This window comes from Pseudomonas sp. DR208, from assembly GCF_019823005.1.
Classification (GTDB): domain Bacteria; phylum Pseudomonadota; class Gammaproteobacteria; order Pseudomonadales; family Pseudomonadaceae; genus Aquipseudomonas; species Aquipseudomonas extremorientalis.
This window is the reverse complement of sequence record NZ_CP081944.1, coordinates 1,205,752-1,224,755: the sequence shown is the minus strand read 5'-3', so window position 1 is coordinate 1,224,755 and position 19,004 is coordinate 1,205,752. Positions and strand designations below refer to the sequence as shown.

The window sequence follows — 19,004 nt, the reverse complement described above, 5'->3', positions numbered from 1 at the left end:
TGGGCGCTGGGGAACGGCGATCAGCGCGCGGTAAGATTTTGCCAACAGGGTATGCCGAATTGATGGAGCAGTTGTGCGGTTTCGCACACCGGCAGGCCGACGACCGCCGAATAACTGCCATTGAGCCCGGCTGCAAACACCGAGCCCAGGCCTTGGATAGCATAGCCGCCCGCCTTGTCCTGGGGTTCGCCACTGTGCCAGTAGGTTGTAGCCTCCTCGACAGAAATGTCGCGAAAACGTACACGACTGCTTACACAAATACACTCGCAGCGCTGGCCGTCGGTGAGGGCAATGGCGGTGAGCACCTCGTGCTCACGCCCCGACAAGGCCATCAACATCGCCAAGGCGTCGGCCTGGTCAACGGGCTTACCGAGGATCTGACCATCAATGATCACAGCCGTATCAGCCCCCAGCACACAGGCGCCAGACGTATTTGAGAGCACAGCAAAACCCGCCGCAGCCTTACCGCGCGCCAAGCGCTCGACGTAGGAAACGGCGGATTCATTTGTAAGAGGGGTTTCATCAATAGCGGCGCTGACCACGGTGAAGGGCACACCGATCTGGGTCAACAGTTCACGCCGCCTCGGAGAGCCCGAGGCCAGGTAAAGCGAATTCATTGCAGACTCTCCCTGTAGGGCTCGATAACCAGGCAGAGCCTCGCAATCCATTCAATTGATTTTGTAGCGACGACGCAACCCACGCAGACCGAAGCTGACCCATGGCCACAGCAACGCACTGACCAGGGCCGGCAGCACCAACGCAAGGGTGGGCTGGCGGTTACCGGTCAAGGCACTGAGCCACAGCTGAACCAGTTGTGCCAGGCCGAAGATCACCAGGATCACCAGGCACTGTTGCCACATCGGGAACATGCGCAAACGCTGCTGCAACGACAGCACCAGGAAAGTGATCAACGTCAGGATCAACGCGTTCTGGCCCAGCAAGGTGCCATAGAGCACATCTTCCGCCAAGCCCAGGAACATTGCCGTGACCATGCCGACTTTGTGCGGCAGGTTCAGCGCCCAGAACGCCAGCAGCAACGCCAGCCAGAGCGGGCGCAGGATTTCCATGAACTGTGGCAGCGGCGAAACGCTGAGCAACAAACCGATGGCAAAGGTCAGCCAGACGATCCAACCGTTACGCGAATGAGTACCGGCCATTATTCTTCCCTCTGCCGCGTGGTGGTCGCAGCGGCCGCTGGAGGCTTGGCTGCAGGCGTGGCGGCCGGTGGCTTGGTCGCCGCCGGCTTGGCCGGGCGAGCGTTGTGGGCGGCCGGCTTGACCGGCGTGGCCACAGGCGCGGCCGGGGCAGCGGCGGGTGCGGGCGGCCCCACGAATGCAGGCTTGGGCACCGTCGCAGGAACGATCGGCGCGATGCCATTTCGCTTATCTTCTGCTTCCTGGGCCTGGGCGGCGTCGTTGGCGCGCTCTTCCGGGGTGCGGTTGTCGCTGAATACCAGCAGCAGGTAGCGGCTGCGGTTCAGGGCTGCAGTCGGCACGGCACGCACAATGGCAAATGGCTGGCCGGAATCGTGGATCACTTCCTTGACCGTCGCCACCGGGTAGCCGGCCGGGAAACGCTGACCGAGGCCGGAACTGACCAACAAGTCGCCTTCCTTGATGTCGGCAGTGTCGGCCACATGGCGCAACTCCAGGCGCTCGGGGTTGCCGGTACCGCTGGCAATCGCGCGCAGGCCGTTGCGGTTTACCTGCACCGGGATGCTGTGGGTAGTATCCGTCAGCAACAACACCCGCGAGGTGTAAGGCATCAGCTCGACCACCTGGCCCATCAGGCCACGGGCGTCGAGCACCGGCTGGCCGAGGACCACACCGTCGCGCTCACCCTTGTTGATGATGATGCGATGGGTGAAGGGGTTGGGGTCCATGCCGATCAACTCGGCCACTTCGACCTTTTCATTGACCAGTGCGGAAGAATTGAGCAACTCGCGCAGCCGAACGTTCTGCTCGGTGAGGGCCGCCAGCTTCTGCATACGCCCCTGCAACAGCAGGTTTTCGGTCTTGAGTTTTTCGTTCTCGGCGACGAGCTCGGTGCGGCTGCCGAACTGGCTGGCCACGCCCTGGAACAGACGTTGCGGCAGGTCGGTGATCCAGTAGGTCTGCATCAACACCAGCGACATCTGGCTGCGCACGGGCTTGAGCAGTGCAAAGCGGGCATCGACCACCATCAGCGCGACCGAAAGCACGACCAGCACCAACAGGCGCACGCCCAATGAGGGGCCTTTGGCGAAAAGCGGTTTAATAAGCCGCTCCTCCCAGGCAAATGTTCTCTTTATTCATACGGCATCTAACCGGCCTGGATGCAGATTGAAGAAGATAAACGCCAACAGGCAGCACTGCAAAGTGCTGCCTGCGGGCGAAACATGGGCTCATCAGCAAAGGCTTATTCGCTGGAAAGCAGGTCCATGGTGTGTTTATCCATCATTTCCAGTGCACGACCACCACCGCGAGCAACACAGGTCAGCGGGTCTTCGGCGACGATCACCGGCAGGCCGGTTTCCTGGGCCAGCAATTTGTCGAGGTCACGCAGCAAGGCGCCACCACCGGTCAGTACCAGGCCACGCTCGGCGATGTCGGAAGCCAGTTCCGGCGGCGATTGCTCCAGGGCACTCTTCACGGCCTGAACGATGGTCGCCAGGGACTCCTGCAGAGCCTCCAGCACTTCATTGGAGTTCAGGGTGAAGGCACGTGGCACGCCTTCGGCCAGGTTGCGACCGCGAACATCGACTTCGCGTACTTCGCCGCCTGGATAGGCGGTGCCGATTTCCTGCTTGATGCGCTCTGCGGTGGATTCGCCGATCAGGCTGCCGTAGTTACGGCGCACATAAGTGATGATCGCTTCGTCGAAGCGGTCGCCGCCTACACGGACGGACTCGGCATACACCACACCGTTCAGGGAAATCAGGGCGATTTCAGTGGTACCACCACCGATATCCACCACCATCGAACCGCGCGCTTCTTCAACCGGCAGGCCGGCACCGATCGCAGCAGCCATTGGCTCTTCGATCAGGAACACTTCACGGGCACCGGCACCGAGGGCCGATTCACGGATGGCACGACGCTCAACCTGGGTGGACTTGCATGGAACACAGATCAGCACACGAGGGCTGGGCTGCAGGAAACTGTTTTCGTGAACCTTGTTGATGAAGTACTGCAGCATCTTCTCGCAGACACTGAAGTCTGCGATCACGCCGTCTTTCATCGGACGAATGGCAGCAATATTGCCTGGTGTACGGCCGAGCATGCGCTTGGCCTCGGTGCCGACGGCAACGACACTTTTCTGATTACCATGGGTCCGAATGGCCACAACCGATGGCTCATTCAGGACGATACCGCGCTCGCGCACGTAAATAAGGGTGTTGGCAGTGCCCAGGTCAATGGAAAGATCGCTGGAAAACATGCCACGCAGTTTCTTGAACATGGGAAAGGGACCCTAGGCAACGCGTGGGTAAAAAAGTGCGGCAAACTCTAACAACGACAGGGATTTTGGGCAAGGCGCCAATGTGCTAAATTGGCCGACTTTCTGTGCACCTAACCCCACAATCGCGGCCGTAAGACCGTAGAAATGCGGTAGTGTTCCGACAATCTAACACACGGACAGCCTCCGTTCTGTTTTCCACTGGAGATTCCCATGACGCTTGAACGCTCCGACGTGGAAAAAATCGCTCATCTGGCCTGCCTGGGCCTCAATGAAGTCGATCTTCCACAGACCACCGCCGCCCTGAACAGCATTCTCGGGCTGGTCGACCAAATGCAGGCCGTGAATACCGACGGCATCGAGCCCCTGGCTCACCCACTGGAAGCCAGCCAGCGCCTGCGCGCTGACGTCGTGACCGAGAGTAATAATCGCGAGGCCTACCAGTCCATCGCGCCAGCGGTCGAAAACGGCCTGTACCTGGTTCCGAAAGTCATCGACTAAAGGGAAAGAGCCTGCAATGCATCACATGACTCTGGCCGAGATCGCCCGCGGTCTCGCCGACAAAAAGTTTTCTTCCGAAGAGCTGACCAAGACCCTGCTGGCGCGTATCGCCGAGCACGACCCCAAGGTCAACAGCTTCATCAGCCTCACCGAAGAGCTGGCCTTGAGCCAGGCCAAGGCCGCCGACGCACGTCGCGCCAACGGTGAAAATGGCCCACTGCTGGGCGCGCCGATTGCCCACAAAGACCTGTTCTGCACCCAGGGCATTCGCACCAGCTGCGGCTCGAAGATGCTCGACAACTTTAAAGCCCCCTACGACGCCACCGTGGTGTCCAAGCTGGCTGCCGCCGGGGCCGTGACCCTGGGCAAGACCAACATGGACGAATTCGCCATGGGTTCGGCCAACGAGTCGAGCTACTACGGCGCGGTGAAAAACCCGTGGAGCCTGGAGCACGTGCCCGGCGGTTCGTCCGGTGGTTCGGCTGCAGCCGTCGCCGCACGCTTCCTGCCGGCCGCCACGGCCACCGACACCGGTGGTTCGATCCGCCAGCCTGCCGCGTTCAGCAACCTCACCGGCCTGAAACCGACCTACGGTCGCGTTTCCCGCTGGGGCATGATCGCCTACGCGTCCAGCCTCGATCAGGGCGGCCCCCTGGCCCGCACCGCCGAAGACTGCGCGATATTGTTACAAGGCATGGCCGGTTTCGATAAACAGGACTCCACCAGCATCGATGAGCCCGTGCCGGACTACAGCGCCAGCCTGAACACCTCGCTCAAGGGCCTGCGCATCGGCGTGCCGAAGGAATACTTCAGTGCCGGCCTCGACCCGCGCATCGCCGAACTGGTGCACAACAGCGTCAAGACGCTGGAAGGCCTCGGCGCGGTGATCAAGGAGATCAGCCTGCCGAACAACCAGCACGCGATTCCTGCGTACTACGTGATCGCGCCGGCAGAGGCCTCCTCCAACCTGTCGCGTTTCGACGGCGTGCGCTTCGGCTACCGCTGCGAAAACCCGAAAGACCTCACCGACCTGTACAAACGTTCCCGTGGCGAAGGCTTCGGCGCCGAAGTGCAGCGCCGCATCATGGTCGGCGCCTACGCCCTGTCGGCCGGTTACTACGACGCGTACTACCTGAAGGCGCAGAAAATCCGTCGCCTGGTGAAGAACGACTTCATGGCCGCCTTTGAACACGTCGACGTGATCCTCGGCCCAACCACGCCGAACCCGGCCTGGAAACTCGGCGCCAAGAACGGCGACCCGGTGGCTGCGTACCTCGAAGACCTCTACACCATCACCGCCAACCTCGCGGGCCTGCCGGGCTTGTCCATGCCCGCCGGTTTCGTCGATGGCCTGCCGGTCGGTGTGCAATTGCTCGCCCCGTATTTCCAGGAAGGCCGCCTGCTCAATGTGGCGCACCAGTACCAGTTGAACACTGACTGGCACACTCGCACCCCTACCGGCTTCTGAGGAGAACACTATGCAATGGGAAGTCGTGATCGGGCTGGAGATTCATACCCAGCTCGCCACCCAATCGAAGATTTTCTCCGGTAGCGCCACCACGTTCGGCTCCGAGCCCAACACCCAGGCCAGCCTGGTCGACCTGGGCATGCCCGGCGTACTGCCGGTGTTGAACCAGGAAGCGGTGCGCATGGCGGTGATGTTCGGCCTGGCGATTGACGCCGAAATCGGCCAGCACAACGTGTTCGCGCGCAAGAACTACTTCTACCCGGACCTGCCCAAGGGCTACCAGATCAGCCAGATGGAATTGCCGATCGTCGGCAAGGGCCACCTGGACATCCCGCTGGAAGACGGCACCATCAAGCGCGTCGGCGTGACCCGTGCGCACCTGGAAGAAGACGCCGGCAAGAGCCTGCACGAAGAATTCCCCGGCGCGACCGGTATCGACCTGAACCGTGCCGGTACGCCGCTGCTGGAAATCGTGTCCGAGCCGGACATGCGCAGCGCCAAGGAAGCCGTGGCCTACGTCAAGACCATCCACGCGTTGGTGCGCTACCTGGGCATCTGCGACGGCAACATGGCCGAAGGCTCGCTGCGTTGCGACTGCAACGTGTCGATCCGTCCAAAGGGCCAGGTTGAGTTTGGCACTCGCTGCGAGATCAAGAACGTCAACTCGTTCCGCTTCATCGAGAAAGCGATCAACAGCGAAGTGCGTCGCCAGATCGAGCTGATCGAAGACGGCGGCAAGGTCATCCAGCAAACTCGCCTGTACGACCCGAACAAAGACGAAACCCGCGCTATGCGCAGCAAAGAGGAAGCCAACGACTACCGTTACTTCCCCGATCCGGACCTGTTGCCGGTGGTGCTGGAGGACTCGTTCCTCAACGAGATCCGCGCCACCCTGCCGGAACTGCCGCAGCAGAAACGCGAGCGCTTCCAGGAACAGTTCGGTCTGTCGGTCTACGATGCGAGCGTCCTGGCGTCCAGCCGCGAGCAAGCCAACTACTTCGAAAAAGTCGTGAACATTGCTGGTGACGCCAAGCTGGCGGCCAACTGGGTGATGGTTGAGCTGGGCAGCCTGTTGAACAAGCAAGGCCTGGAAATCGACGAGGCCCCGGTCAGCGCCGAGCAACTGGGCGGCATGCTGCTGCGCATCAAGGACAACACTATCTCCGGCAAAATCGCCAAGACCGTGTTCGAAGCCATGGCCGGCGGCGAAGGCAGCGCCGACGAGATCATCGAGAAGCGCGGCCTCAAGCAAGTCACCGACAGCGGCGCGATCTCGGCTGTGCTGGATGAAATGCTCGCGGCCAACGCCGAGCAGGTCGAACAATACCGTGCGGCAGACGAAGCCAAGCGCGGCAAGATGTTCGGCTTCTTTGTGGGCCAGGCGATGAAAGCCTCCAAAGGCAAGGCCAACCCGCAACAGGTGAACGAATTGCTGAAAAGCAAACTCGAAGGCTGACAGCGATGAAGAGACCGAGTGAGACCTCATGCTCAACTCGGCCTACTGTGGGAGGGGGCTTGCCCCCGATGAGGGTGTATCAGCCAGCAATTCTATTGACTGACGCGCCGCTATCGGGGCAAGCCCCCTCCCACATTCAATAGGGGGATAACCTGGAAATGAAGCGTCTACTCGGCCTCCTGGCCCTGTTCTCCCTGTTGGCCGGCTGCGCCAGCGGCCTCATCGACCCCAACGGCTACGACGAAACCGGCACTGCGTCCTACTACGGCGCCAAACACCACGGCAAGAAAACTGCCAGCGGTGAACCCTTCAACCAGAACGCCCTGACCGCCGCCCACCGGCGCCTGCCCTTCGGCACGCAGGTCAAGGTCACCAATCTCGACAACGACCGATCCGTGGTTGTCCGCATCAATGATCGCGGCCCGCATACACGTGGGCGCTTGATCGATCTTTCACGCAAGGCCGCCCAACAGCTGGGTATGATCGGCAGCGGTACGGCGCGAGTTCGCGTGCAAGCCCTGAGCAATTGAAAACGGAGCCCTGGCCATTTTCGGATTAACCGCCCTCTCGCCCTGGAGCCTGCTGGAATTGGTCAGCGGCCTGGTGCTGCTGATCCTCGGTGCCGAAATCCTGGTGCGTGCCGCCGTGCGCCTGGCCGCTAGCCTCAAGGTGCGGCCACTGATCATCGGCCTGACCATCGTCGCCTTCGGCAGCAGCGCACCGCAAATGACTGTCAGCCTGCAAGCCACCCTGGCCGGCAATACTGATATCGCCGTGGGCAGCGTGATCGGCAGCAGCATCTTCAACATCCTGGTGACCCTGGGCCTGTCGGCGCTGATTATTCCGCTGCGGGTCTCACGCCAGTTGGTGCGCCTGGACATCCCCGTGATGATCCTGGCCGGGCTGCTGGTGTTCACCCTGGCGGCCAACGAAGAACTCACGCCCATCGACGGCCTGATGCTGCTTGTTGCCCTGCTCGCTTACCTCGGCGTATTGCACTACCAGACGCGCCACTCCCGCCGCCCGCGCACCCTGGACACGGTGGCCAGGGCGCCGTGGCTGAGCAGCGTGGTGCTGATGATCGGTGGTTTTCTGATCCTGGTGCTGGCCGGGCATTTGCTGTTGGGCGCGGCGGTGGATGTGGCGAGCGACCTGGGCCTGTCGGAACGTGTGATCGGGCTGACCTTGATCGGTGTCGGCACCTCCCTGCCCTGCCTGGCGACGTCACTGATCGCCGCCTTGCGCGGCGAGCGGGACATTGCCGTGGGTAACGTGATCGGCAGCAACCTGTTCAACCTGCTCGGCGTGTTGGGCCTGACCGCCCTGCTCGCCCCGTCTCCGCTGTCGGTGTCGCCCAATGCCCTGGATTTCGACCTGCCGGTGATGCTCGGCGTGGTGGTGCTGTGCCTGCCGGTGTTCTACACCGGTTACCGCGTGACCCGCGCCGAAGGCCTGGTACTGCTGGGCCTGTATCTGGCGTACGGGCTGCACGTGATGGCGTTCACCACGGGCATGCCCCTGGCCAACAAGCTTGAACAACTGATGCTGTATTACGTCCTGCCAGTGCTGGTGGCTTTCCTGTTGTTCAGCACGCTGCAAGCCTGGCGCCGCCAACACAAGAGGGAAGCGCAATGACCGATCAGAAGAAGCCCGGGGTACAAATGCGTCGCCAGGTCATGGGCGATACGTTCGTCGACCGCGCCCTGGGCAATGCCACCGAGTTCAGCCAGCCGTTGCAGGATTTCGTCAACGAACATGCCTGGGGCAGCGTATGGAACCGCGAAGGGTTGCCGCTGAAGACCCGCAGCCTGATCACCCTCGCCGCCCTGACCGCGCTCAAGTGCCCGCAGGAATTGAAGGGCCACGTGCGCGGCGCACTGAACAACGGTTGTACCGTGGAGGAAATCCGCGAAGCACTGCTGCATTGCGCGGTGTATGCCGGCGTGCCGGCGGCGATTGATGCGTTCCGTGCCGCGCAGGAAGTGATCGACGCGTATCAGACCGATCAGCAGTGACGGTCAGATAGCTATCGGGGGCAAGCCCCCTCCCACTTTGAATGTGCTCGCCCGTCCAATGTGGGAGGGGGCTTGCCCCCGATTGGCCCTCACAGGCACCCGGGCGTTCAGATCCAACCACCCGCCTGCAACACAAAGATCCCGATATTCGTGGTCACCGCCGCCATCAAGGTGGTGATCACGATAATCGCTGCCGCCAGTTCATGGTTGCCCTCGGCCGCCCTGGCCATCACGAAGCTCGCCGCGGCGGTCGGTGCGCCGAAGTACAGGAACAGAATCCCCAACTCCGCCCCGCGAAAGCCCAGCAGCCAGGCGCCCAGGGTGGCGACCACCGGCAGCCAGACCATCTTCATCAGGCTTGCGCTCAATGCCATGTTGCCGCTCTTGCGCAAAGCCGCCAGTGACAAGGTGCCGCCGATGCAGATCAATGCCAGCGGCAAGGTAGTGTCCGCCAGGTACTGCATGGATTTTTCCAGCCAACCGGGCAGGCCGATCTGGAAATAGGCGAACGGCGCCGCCGCGATCACGCTGATGATCAACGGATTGGCCAGTACACTCTTGCAGATGCTCCACGGGTCGGACTTGATCACCGGGCTGTACACCGCCAGCACGATGGTCGACAGCGTGTTGTAGAACAGGATCACCAGCGCTGCGAGGATCGCGCCGAGGGAGATGCCGTAGTCACCGTACATGCTGGCGGCCAGCGCCAGGCCAATCACGCCGTTATTACCGCGAAACGCCCCCTGGGTGTAGATGCCCCGGTCTTCACGCGGGCAACGAAAGATCGCCCAGCCCCAGGCCAGGGCAAAGCTGAGCAAGGTGGCGACGGCAAAATAGATCAGCAAACCCGGCTTGAGCGCCGAATGCAGGTCGGCATGCAGGATGCCGAGGAACAGCAACGCCGGCATGGTGACGTTGAACACCAGGGACGAGGCCGTATGGATGAAGTTGTCGTTGATCCAGTTGATGCGCTTGAGCAGCACACCGAGGAACAGCATGGCAAACACCGGCGCGGTGATGGTGAGGGTGGAGAGGAAAATTGCCAGCATGCCGGGGAGAACCTTGGTGAGCGTCGTTAGGTGGCTAATGATAAGCCAGTGCAGGCCGCTTCGTCTGGTCTACCGCTATCGGGGGGCAAGCCCCTCCCACCTCTGACGGTGCTCACCGTTCAAAATGTGGGAGGGGGCTTGCCCCGACACAAGCGACTCGGTCTCAGGTAATGGGCGCCGGGTTGAACAAGGTGATGTCGTTATGCAGCTTGTGGTGTTCCGCCCATGTCTGCTTCTTGCCGCTGGCCACATCCAGGTAGAAGTGAAACAGCTCCCAGCCCAGCTCCTCGATAGTCGCACGCCCGGTGGCAATGCGCCCGGCGTCGATATCGATCAGGTCCGGCCAGCGCTGCGCCAGCTCAGTACGCGTCGACACCTTCACCACCGGCGCCATCGCCAGGCCGTACGGCGTGCCACGCCCGGTGGTGAACACGTGCAGATTCATCCCCGCCGCCAGTTGCAAGGTGCCGCACACAAAGTCACTGGCTGGCGTTGCGCAAAAGATCAGGCCCTTGCCCTTGAAACGCTCACCCGGACCAAGCACACCGTTGATCGCGCTGCTGCCGGACTTGACGATGGAACCCAGGGACTTCTCGACAATGTTCGACAACCCGCCCTTCTTGTTGCCCGGCGTGGTATTGGCACTGCGATCCGCTTCGCCCTTGGCCAGGTAACGGTCGTACCAATCCATTTCCCGGACCAGCTCCTGGGCAACGTCCTTCGTCTCTGCACGCGAAGTCAGCAAGTAGATGGCATCCCGTACTTCAGTGACCTCGGAAAACATCACCGTCGCCCCGGCCCGCAGCAGCAAGTCCGAGGCATAGCCCAGCGCCGGGTTGGCGGTGATGCCAGAGAACGCATCACTGCCGCCGCACTGCATGCCCAGGATCAGCTCGGACGCCGGCACTGTTTCGCGACGGCGCTGGTCGAGCTTCTTCAAGCGCACCTCCGCCAGCTCCATGATCTGCTCGATCATCTCGGTAAACCCGTGGCTGGAGTCCTGCAGGCGATACAGCCAGGGCTCACTCAGGTCCACCGAGCTGTCGTTGTCGTGCATCACCTGCCCGGCCTGCAATTTCTCGCAGCCCAGGCTGATCACCAGGGCCTCGCCCCCCAGGTTCGGGTTGCGCGCCAGATTGCGCACGGTGCGGATCGGGATGTAGGCGTCCGTCGCAGTGATCGCCACGCCACAGCCGTAGCTGTGGGTCAGCGCCACCACGTCATCGACATGCGGGTACCTGGGCAGCAATTCATCCTTGATTCGCTTGACCGCATGGTCCAGCACGCCCGTGACGCACTGCACCGTGGTGGTGATGCCGAGAATATTGCGCGTACCCACGGTGCCGTCGGCGTTGCGATACCCCTCGAAGGTAAAGCCCTCCAGTGGCGCCTGGGTTTCAGGCACCTCGGTGGACAGCGGCAAGCTGTCCAGCGGCGGCGCGGTGGGCATGCGCAGTTGATCTTCCTGCACCCAGCTGCCGCGTGGAATCGGTGCCAGCGCATAACCGATGATCTGGCCGTAGCGAATGATCTGGCCACCTTCGGGGATATCTTCCAGGGTCACTTTGTGGCTCTGGGGGATGAAATCCACGGTCACCAGGCCGTCCGGGAACTCGGTCCCGGCCGGGACGCCCTGGTCATTGACCACGATCACCACGTTGTCGCGCTCGTGCAAACGAATCGAGCGCGGCGAGTCGGCATGTTCAATCAACTGCATTACATCGCCCCTCAGGAATGCGCTTCGGTTAGGTGGGTCAACTCAGGCCCCTTGGTGGGCGGCTCTTTGAGTACTACACGCTTGATCGGCCCAACGATGACCAGATAGCTGAACACCGCTACCAGTGCGTTGGCGCCGACGAACACCAGGGCCCATTTGAACGAACCGGTGGTGCTGATGATGTAGCCGATGACAATCGGCGTGGTGATCGACGCGAGGTTACCGAAGGTGTTGAACAAGCCGCCACTGAGGCCGGCGATTTGTTTCGGCGAGGTGTCGGACACCACCGCCCAACCCAGTGCGCCAACGCCCTTGCCGAAGAAGGCCAAGGCCATGAAGCCGACCACCATCCATTCGATATCCACGTAGTTGCACGCCACGATGCTGCTGGAGATCAGCAGGCCACCAATGATTGGCGCCTTGCGCGCGAAGGTCAGGGAATGGCCCTTGCGCAGCAGGTAATCGGAAATTACCCCACCGAGCACGCCACCGATAAACCCGCAGATTGCCGGCAACGAAGCAATGAAACCGGCTTTGAGGATGGTCATGCCCCGGTCCTGCACCAGGTACACCGGGAACCAGGTGAGGAAGAAATAGGTGATGCCGTTGATGCAGTACTGGCCCAGGTAGACGCCGAGCATCATGCGGTTGGTCAGCAACTGGCGGATGTAATCCCACTTCGGCCCGTCGGTTTTCTTGCCCTTGCCTTTGTCCTGGTCCATATCGACCATGGCGCCGTTGGCCGCGATATGGTTGAACTCGGCTTCGTTGATCATCGGGTGCTGGCGCGGGCTGTGGATCACTTTCAGCCAGATCAGCGAGAAAATGATGCCGATCACGCCCATCACGATAAACACGTGCTGCCAGCCGAAGCGGTAGACAATCCAGCCCATCAGCGGCGCAAACAGCACGGTGGCAAAGTATTGCGCCGAATTGAAAATCGCCGATGCCGTACCGCGCTCGGCGGTAGGGAACCAGGCGGCCACAATCCGAGCGTTGCCGGGAAAGGATGGCGCTTCGGCCAGGCCCACCATGAAGCGCAGCATGAACAGCGCAACCACGGCGGTGGAGACCCCGAATTCACCGACATAGCCTTGCAGCACGGTGAACAGGGACCAGGTGAAGATGCTCAGGGCATAGACTTTTTTCGAGCCGAACCGGTCCAGCAGCCAGCCACCGGGGATTTGCCCGGCCACGTAGGCCCAACCGAATGCAGAGAAGATATAACCGAGGGTGACCGCGTCGATGCCGAGGTCTTTTTGCAGGCTGGAACCTGCGATGGCGATGGTGGCCCGGTCGGCGTAGTTGATCGTGGTCACCAGGAACAGCATGAGCAGGATCAAATAGCGGACGTGGGTCGGCTTGGTCGCTTGCATGTAGAAGTACTCCCACTAATTATTTTTTTTGCGGGTAATGGTTTTCTGTTTTTAGTGTGGGAGCCGGCAGGCATCCGGCTCCCACAAGGTGATGCGTCTTACGAACCGATGTAACTGGTCTTCACCACGGTGTAGAACTCTTGCGCATAGCGACCTTGCTCACGCGAACCATAGGATGAGCCCTTACGGCCACCGAAAGGAACGTGGTAATCCACACCGGCAGTCGGCAGGTTGACCATCACCATCCCGGCCTGGGAATGGCGCTTGAAGTGGTTGGCGTATTTGAGCGAGGTGGTGGCAATGCCCGCCGACAGCCCGAACTCGGTGTCGTTGGCCATGGCCAGCGCCGCTTCGTAGTCCGCCACGCGCACCACGTTGGCCACCGGGCCGAAGATCTCTTCACGGCTGATACGCATCGCGGCTTCGCTGTCGGCAAACAGCGTCGGTGCCAGGTAGTAGCCTTCGGTGTCGCAGGTCACCAGGCCGCCACCGCTCACCAGCCGCGCACCTTCGCTCTGGCCGATGTCGATGTACTTGAGGTCCTGGTCCAACTGGGCCTGGGACACCACCGGGCCGATGTCCGTGCCGCTCTTGAGTGCATGGCCGACCTTGATCGACTTCATGCGCTCCGCCATGGCCGCGACGAACTGGTCGTGGATACCCGCGGTCACGATCAGGCGGCTGGAAGCGGTGCAACGCTGGCCGGTGGAGTAGAAAGCGCTCTGTACCGACAGCTCGACGGCCTGCTTGAGGTCGGCGTCGTCGAGGATGATCTGCGGATTTTTGCCGCCCATCTCCAACTGCACTTTGGCCTGGCGCGAGACGCAGCTGACGGCGATCTGGCGCCCAACACCCACAGAACCGGTGAAACTGATGCCATCGACCTTCGGGCTGTTGACCAGCACATCGCCAACCACGCGACCGCTGCCCATCACCAGGTTGAATACACCGGCGGGGAAACCGGCACGGGAAATGATTTCGGCCAGGGCCCAGGCACAGCCCGGCACCAACTCGGCAGGCTTGATCACCACGCAGTTACCGTAGGCCAGGGCCGGGGCGATCTTCCACGCGGGGATGGCGATCGGGAAGTTCCACGGCGTGATCAGGCCGACCACACCCAGGGCTTCACGGGTGACTTCAACGTTGACGCCTGGGCGTACCGACGGCACGTAGTCACCGGACAGGCGCAGGCATTCACCGGCAAAGAACTTGAAGATATTACCGGCACGGGTCACTTCACCGATGGCTTCGGGCAGGGTCTTGCCCTCTTCACGGGCCAGCAGGGTGCCGAGCTCTTCGCGACGGGCGAGGATCTCGCTGCCGACTTTATCCAAGGCATCGTGACGCGCCTGGATCCCGGACGTAGACCAGGCTGGGAATGCGGCACGGGCGGCATCAATGGCAGTGTTGACCTGAGCGACATCCGCCTTGGCATACTCGCCAATGACATCGGACAACTCCGACGGGTTGAGGTTGACGCAATAGTCGGCACCGGCCACCCACTGGCCATTGATGTAGTTATCGAAACGTTGGGCTTGGGACACAAATCTTCTCCTGACGCAAAAGGCCGCTGATTGCTCAGCGGCCTTGTAGATAGGTTATTGCGCGCCTTGCTTGTCGATCAGCGCGGCCAGGGCTTCGTACTCTTCCGGCAGCAAGTCGGTCAGCGGCGTGCGCACCGGGCCTGCGTCGTAGCCGGCGATTTTTGCACCTGCCTTGACGATGCTTACCGCGTAACCGGCCTTGCGGTTACGAATATCCAGGTACGGCAGGAAGAAGTCGTCGATGATCCTGGCGACGGTGGCGTGATCGTCCTTGGCAATCGCGTGGTAGAAATCCATCGCGGTTTTCGGGATGAAGTTGAACACCGCCGAGGAGTAAACCGGCACGCCCAGGGCCTTGTAGGCAGCGGCGTAAACCTCTGCCGTCGGCAGGCCACCGAGGTAGCTGAAACGGTCACCCAGGCGACGGCGGATCGACACCATCAACTCGATATCGCCCAGGCCATCCTTGTAGCCGATCAGGTTCGGGCAGCGCTCGGCCAGGCGTTCCAGCAGCGGCGCAGTCAGGCGGCATACGTTGCGGTTGTAGACCACCACGCCGATCTTGACCGACTTGCACACCGCTTCAACGTGAGCAGCAACGCCGTCCTGGCTGGCTTCGGTGAGGTAGTGCGGCAGCAGCAGCAGGCCCTTGGCACCGAGGCGTTCGGCTTCCTGGGCGTACTCGATGGCCTGGCGGGTCGAACCGCCGACACCGGCCAGGATCGGCACGCTGGTGGCGCAGGTATCTACGGCGGTTTTCACCACCTGGGAATATTCGCTGGCGGCGAGGGAGAAAAACTCACCGGTGCCGCCGGCAGCGAACAAGGCAGTGGCGCCGTAAGGGGCGAGCCATTCCAGGCGCTTGATGTAGCCCGCCTGGTGGAAGTCACCCTGGGCGTTGAAATCGGTCACCGGGAAAGACAGCAGACCGTGGGAGAGGATGGACTTCAGTTCTTGTGGATTCATTATTCGAACACCCTGGGCGAAGACTTTCTATCGAAAGGTTGTTGTTGGTTTTGGTGATGTCGTACGTCATCGTACAACTATAAAAAGATTCGTCAACTGCAATTGATCAGACTTCATTCAACGAGGGGTTAAAGGGCGCCGTCTTGACGTAGGAAGTTTTTCCTCTATGCTCGCAACAACTGTATATACATACAGCCATTACGGAAGATTCCTACGACATAGCAAGGAGCTAACATGTCAGGTCTTGATCTCGCAGTATCCGAAAAGAAACCACCTGTCCTGCGTTTCGAAGGGGGTGAACACACCGCCATCGGCGACGACACCCTGCTGCGCTTCGCCAAGGAAGCCCCGGCAATTCCCGCCCGCCAAGTCGAGCTGCACCTGCCCAACGGCCTGGCGTTGACCTATGGCCAGGTCATTGCCTTGGGCGGCGACTTCTATGGCATCCCCGGCCAACCCATCAGCGATGGCACCTCCCCGGCCGAACGCGTGCAACGCTTTACCGCTGCTTTCAACACGCTCGCCGTGCTGCCCGCTTCACGGGAAGAAGCGCACAAGATCCTCGCGGTGATGCAAAAGGAGATCAACGCGGTCAAACAGGCGATCAAGGATGGCAAGCAAGCCCATGAAGCCTACGACGCCTTGGGTGATACGTTGTCTGAGGAATGGAACCGCATCACCGGCGGTGGCAGCGCGGTGTCGGCGCTGATTCCACTGGGGCGCTATTTGAAGTTGGCGGCGGACAATGCCGATCATTTCGGCGAATGGGCGCTGTCCGCGTACCTGGCAGGGCATACGGCGGCGTTGCAACAAGCCGTCGTGGCCCATCAGACCGGTACCGACCAGGCGCTGGAACTGGCCTATGCCATGAACAGTTTTGCCGATCATTTTTTGACCGATCTGTTCTCCGCAGGCCACTTGCGTGTACCGCGCAAACAACTGGCAGCGGTGGTGACACCCGGTGAACTGGGCTCGCTGATCAGTCGTTTCATGCATGACGAAGACAGCAAGTTCGGGCTCAACGTACGCAATGCCATGGGCGATCAATGGCATGCGTATGGGGACAAGCGCTACTTCGATGATATCGATGCGGACAACCGGATGCAGGTCAAACGTGCGGTGCAAGCCTCAGCCGATGAGATCTTCGATACGTTTATCAGTGGTGCCGCGCCCTCCCCGGCCAACTTCAAGGCACCGCTGTATGTGCCCGACCTGAATGCGGCACAGAACCCGGCGAACAACTTTTCGCCGCTGTTCAAGATGGAGGGAGACAAGGTGCTGCGCCGCAAGGATGTGAATGACCTGAACGACAAGCGCTGGACGAATGATTGGTGGGGGTGGAGTACTTACCTGCTGCTCAAGGACTACAAGCCAAACACCCCGACAAACTGACAACCGCGCCTACAGGCAGCACTTCTAGATGCGCTGCGCCTCCGCCTCTTCATGGGCATGGCGCAGCCGCTCACGGCTGTTGGTCAAATGCAATCGCATCGCCGCCCGCGCCGCATCCGAATCCTGGCGGGCAATCGCCTCATAGATCTCTTCGTGTTCGCGGCTCAAACGGCTCATGTAGTGCTGCTGGTCATCATGGGCCAGGCGCGCTGAATTCAGGCGGGTGCGCGGAATGATGCTGGTACCGAGGTGGGTCATGATGTCGGTGAAGTAGCGGTTGCCGGTGGACAGGGCAATTTCCAGGTGGAAGGCAAAGTCGGAGGCCACCGCGTCGCCTGCGTGGGCCGCGCTTTCATTCAGGGCATCGAGCGCAGCGCGCATGGCGGCCAGTTGTTCGTCGCTGCGACGTAGAGCTGCAAGACCGGCGGACTCCACTTCCAGGCTGATACGCAGCTCAAGAATCGCCAGCACATCACGCAATGTCACCACAGTGGCCGGGTCGATGCGAAAGCCGCTCGGGCTCGGCGTGTCCAGCACAAAGGTGCCGATACCATGACGGGTTTCCACCTGTCCCGCCGCCTGCAGACGTGAGATAGCCTCCCGCACCACCGTGCGGCTGACCCCATGGGCCTCCATGATCGCCGACTCGGTGGGCAACTTGTCGCCCCGCTTGAGCTGGCCATCGCGGATCTGCTCGGACAACACCGTGACCAATTCCTGGGCAAGGCTGCGGCGCTTGCGGGGAAGACGAGGGGCGGTGTGGGCGTTTTCCATGATGAATCATCTTTCTCGGTGAACGTGAGCACGCATCATAGCCCATGGTGGTTGTACGATCACCGTCCGGGCGCGACTTTCATCCACATCCTTCACGCAAAAAAATGCCCCGACACAAGTCGAGGCATTTTTTCGGCAAACCCCGAGGGGAACGCCGTTTATTTCACCACTTTCAGGCTCGGCCGGCCGCTGGGACGCGGTGGCTCGGAATCCGGTGGCGGTTGATCATCGCCCTGTTCGCTTTCGATCGATTCGTCGTCCTCGAAAGGCGACTCCAGATCGAACACCATGCCTTGGCCATTCTCCCGGGCATAGATGCCGAGGATGGCGCCAATCGGCACGTACAGCGTATGCGGCACGCCGCCGAAACGCCCTTCGAAGCTGACCGCTTCGTTGTCCATGTGCAGGTGGCGCACGGCACTGGGTGATACGTTCAGCACAATCTGCCCGTCGCTGGCAAAACCCTGCGGTACCTGAACCGCAGGAAATTCGGAATTGACCAGCATGTGCGGGGTGCAATCGTTGTCCACAATCCACTCATAGAGCGCACGGACCAGGTAGGGTCGACTGGAGTTCATCAGCGGCTCCTTAAGCCTTAGCGCATATCGCGTTCGACACCAGACAGACTCGCCTGGAAAGCCTCACGCGCAAACTGGCGCTCCATGTAATCAAGCAGCGGCTTGGCTGGCCGCGGCAGTTCAATACCAAGAATCGGCAAACGCCAGAGTATCGGTAATAGGCAGCAATCCACCAAACTTTGTTCCTCACTGAGGAAAAAAGGCTTATCGGCGAACAGCGGCGAAACGCCGGTCAGGCTTTCGCGCAATTCCTTACGCGCCTGTACACGTGCCGCCTCTTTACTGCGGGTATCCAGGATCAGATCCACCAGCCCGCACCAGTCACGCTGGATCCGGTGGATCAGCAGGCGGCTGTTGGCACGCGCCACCGGGTACACCGGCAGCAAGGGTGGATGCGGGTAACGCTCATCCAGGTATTCCATCACGACGGTCGACTCCCACAACGCCAGGTCACGATCGACCAGGGTGGGCAAGCTGCCGTAGGGGTTCACTTCGATCAGTTTGGGTGGATGACGACCTGCTTCCACACTGATGATCTCGGCGCTGACACCCTTCTCTGCGAGCACGATGCGTACTCGGTGGGAATAGTGGTCGGCGGGGTCGGAGTAACAGGCCAACCGGTTGGTCACGCCCATGGCGGTCCTCCTCGCTTGTTGAAATTATCGAAAGCTCAAAAACGAGCGCGCCCAGAGAGCATCTCTGTAACGCCTGGAACAACCAGACCGCTACGTATTCA

General features: G+C 61.1%; 19 protein-coding genes. 7 read left to right on the top strand and 12 right to left on the bottom strand.

Annotated features, from left to right (window positions below):
• Nucleotides 1-20: 20 nt before the first annotated feature.
• The 4 genes from K5K89_RS05330 to mreB all read right to left on the bottom strand — a co-directional run bounded on the left by K5K89_RS05330 (nt 21) and on the right by mreB (nt 3,435).
• Nucleotides 21-617, bottom strand: coding sequence for a Maf family protein (locus tag K5K89_RS05330; RefSeq protein ID WP_222540990.1), 597 nt, complete (start codon nt 615-617; stop codon nt 21-23).
• Between the two features lie 51 nt (nt 618-668).
• Nucleotides 669-1,157: a rod shape-determining protein MreD gene (gene mreD, locus K5K89_RS05325; protein WP_071491139.1), complete on the bottom strand. Its 489-nt coding sequence runs from the start codon at nt 1,155-1,157 to the stop codon at nt 669-671.
• Nucleotides 1,157-2,257 carry a rod shape-determining protein MreC gene (mreC, locus tag K5K89_RS05320; RefSeq protein ID WP_083351538.1) on the bottom strand — a complete coding sequence of 367 codons (1,101 nt, stop codon included), beginning with the start codon at nt 2,255-2,257 and terminating at the stop codon, nt 1,157-1,159. The genes mreD and mreC overlap by 1 nt, the downstream gene beginning before the upstream one ends.
• A 140-nt stretch (nt 2,258-2,397) precedes the next feature.
• Nucleotides 2,398-3,435, bottom strand: a complete 1,038-nt coding sequence (mreB, locus tag K5K89_RS05315; protein WP_002555108.1) for a rod shape-determining protein MreB — start codon at nt 3,433-3,435, stop codon at nt 2,398-2,400.
• Between the two features lie 210 nt (nt 3,436-3,645).
• Between mreB and gatC the strand changes: the two genes are divergently transcribed.
• From gatC to K5K89_RS05285, 6 genes are all read left to right on the top strand, one after another.
• On the top strand, nt 3,646-3,933 hold the full coding sequence (gene gatC, locus K5K89_RS05310; protein WP_071491137.1) for an Asp-tRNA(Asn)/Glu-tRNA(Gln) amidotransferase subunit GatC: 288 nt from the start codon (nt 3,646-3,648) through the stop codon (nt 3,931-3,933).
• A gap of 16 nt (nt 3,934-3,949) precedes the next feature.
• On the top strand, nt 3,950-5,401 hold the full coding sequence (gatA, locus tag K5K89_RS05305; RefSeq protein WP_222540989.1) for an Asp-tRNA(Asn)/Glu-tRNA(Gln) amidotransferase subunit GatA: 1,452 nt from the start codon (nt 3,950-3,952) through the stop codon (nt 5,399-5,401).
• A gap of 10 nt (nt 5,402-5,411) precedes the next feature.
• Nucleotides 5,412-6,857: an Asp-tRNA(Asn)/Glu-tRNA(Gln) amidotransferase subunit GatB gene (gatB, locus tag K5K89_RS05300; protein ID WP_071491135.1), complete on the top strand. Its 1,446-nt coding sequence runs from the start codon at nt 5,412-5,414 to the stop codon at nt 6,855-6,857.
• 158 nt (nt 6,858-7,015) lie between these two features.
• Nucleotides 7,016-7,387: a septal ring lytic transglycosylase RlpA family protein gene (locus tag K5K89_RS05295; RefSeq protein ID WP_071491134.1), complete on the top strand. Its 372-nt coding sequence runs from the start codon at nt 7,016-7,018 to the stop codon at nt 7,385-7,387.
• A 58-nt stretch (nt 7,388-7,445) separates the two neighbouring features.
• A complete protein-coding gene (locus K5K89_RS05290) occupies nt 7,446-8,492 on the top strand; it encodes a calcium/sodium antiporter (protein WP_222540988.1) in 1,047 nt (348 codons plus the stop codon).
• Nucleotides 8,489-8,872: a carboxymuconolactone decarboxylase family protein gene (locus K5K89_RS05285; protein ID WP_071491132.1), complete on the top strand. Its 384-nt coding sequence runs from the start codon at nt 8,489-8,491 to the stop codon at nt 8,870-8,872. Before K5K89_RS05290 ends, K5K89_RS05285 begins: the two co-directional genes overlap by 4 nt.
• Before the next feature lie 107 nt (nt 8,873-8,979).
• Here K5K89_RS05285 and K5K89_RS05280 read toward each other — a convergent pair whose 3' ends face one another.
• The 5 genes from K5K89_RS05280 to kdgD all read right to left on the bottom strand — a co-directional run bounded on the left by K5K89_RS05280 (nt 8,980) and on the right by kdgD (nt 15,524).
• Complete coding sequence (locus K5K89_RS05280) at nt 8,980-9,921, bottom strand: AEC family transporter (protein WP_222540987.1); 942 nt, start codon at nt 9,919-9,921, stop codon at nt 8,980-8,982.
• 163 nt (nt 9,922-10,084) lie between these two features.
• Nucleotides 10,085-11,638 (bottom strand): galactarate dehydratase, encoded by a 1,554-nt coding sequence (gene garD, locus K5K89_RS05275; protein ID WP_071491130.1) that lies wholly within the window; start codon nt 11,636-11,638, stop codon nt 10,085-10,087.
• Nucleotides 11,639-11,649: 11 nt separating this feature from the next.
• The gene (locus K5K89_RS05270) at nt 11,650-13,014 is read right to left on the bottom strand and encodes an MFS transporter (protein ID WP_071491129.1); all 1,365 of its coding nucleotides are present in this window, start codon (nt 13,012-13,014) and stop codon (nt 11,650-11,652) included.
• A gap of 98 nt (nt 13,015-13,112) precedes the next feature.
• Nucleotides 13,113-14,558, bottom strand: a complete 1,446-nt coding sequence (locus tag K5K89_RS05265) for an aldehyde dehydrogenase family protein (protein ID WP_012722211.1) — start codon at nt 14,556-14,558, stop codon at nt 13,113-13,115.
• Nucleotides 14,559-14,612: 54 nt separating this feature from the next.
• Nucleotides 14,613-15,524 carry a 5-dehydro-4-deoxyglucarate dehydratase gene (gene kdgD, locus K5K89_RS05260; RefSeq protein WP_092240718.1) on the bottom strand — a complete coding sequence of 304 codons (912 nt, stop codon included), beginning with the start codon at nt 15,522-15,524 and terminating at the stop codon, nt 14,613-14,615.
• Between the two features lie 234 nt (nt 15,525-15,758).
• Between kdgD and K5K89_RS05255 the strand changes: the two genes are divergently transcribed.
• Entirely contained in the window at nt 15,759-16,916 is a 1,158-nt protein-coding gene (locus K5K89_RS05255) for a phospholipase (RefSeq protein ID WP_222540986.1), read from the top strand.
• Between the two features lie 24 nt (nt 16,917-16,940).
• Here the strand turns inward: K5K89_RS05255 and K5K89_RS05250 are convergent, their stop codons facing one another.
• The 3 genes from K5K89_RS05250 to K5K89_RS05240 form a co-directional block, all read right to left on the bottom strand.
• Nucleotides 16,941-17,690 carry a FadR/GntR family transcriptional regulator gene (locus K5K89_RS05250; protein WP_071491125.1) on the bottom strand — a complete coding sequence of 250 codons (750 nt, stop codon included), beginning with the start codon at nt 17,688-17,690 and terminating at the stop codon, nt 16,941-16,943.
• 158 nt (nt 17,691-17,848) lie between these two features.
• A complete protein-coding gene (locus K5K89_RS05245) occupies nt 17,849-18,268 on the bottom strand; it encodes a ClpXP protease specificity-enhancing factor (RefSeq protein WP_071491124.1) in 420 nt (139 codons plus the stop codon).
• 17 nt (nt 18,269-18,285) lie between these two features.
• A complete protein-coding gene (locus tag K5K89_RS05240; protein ID WP_049710008.1) occupies nt 18,286-18,903 on the bottom strand; it encodes a glutathione S-transferase N-terminal domain-containing protein in 618 nt (205 codons plus the stop codon).
• Nucleotides 18,904-19,004: the final 101 nt, after the last annotated feature.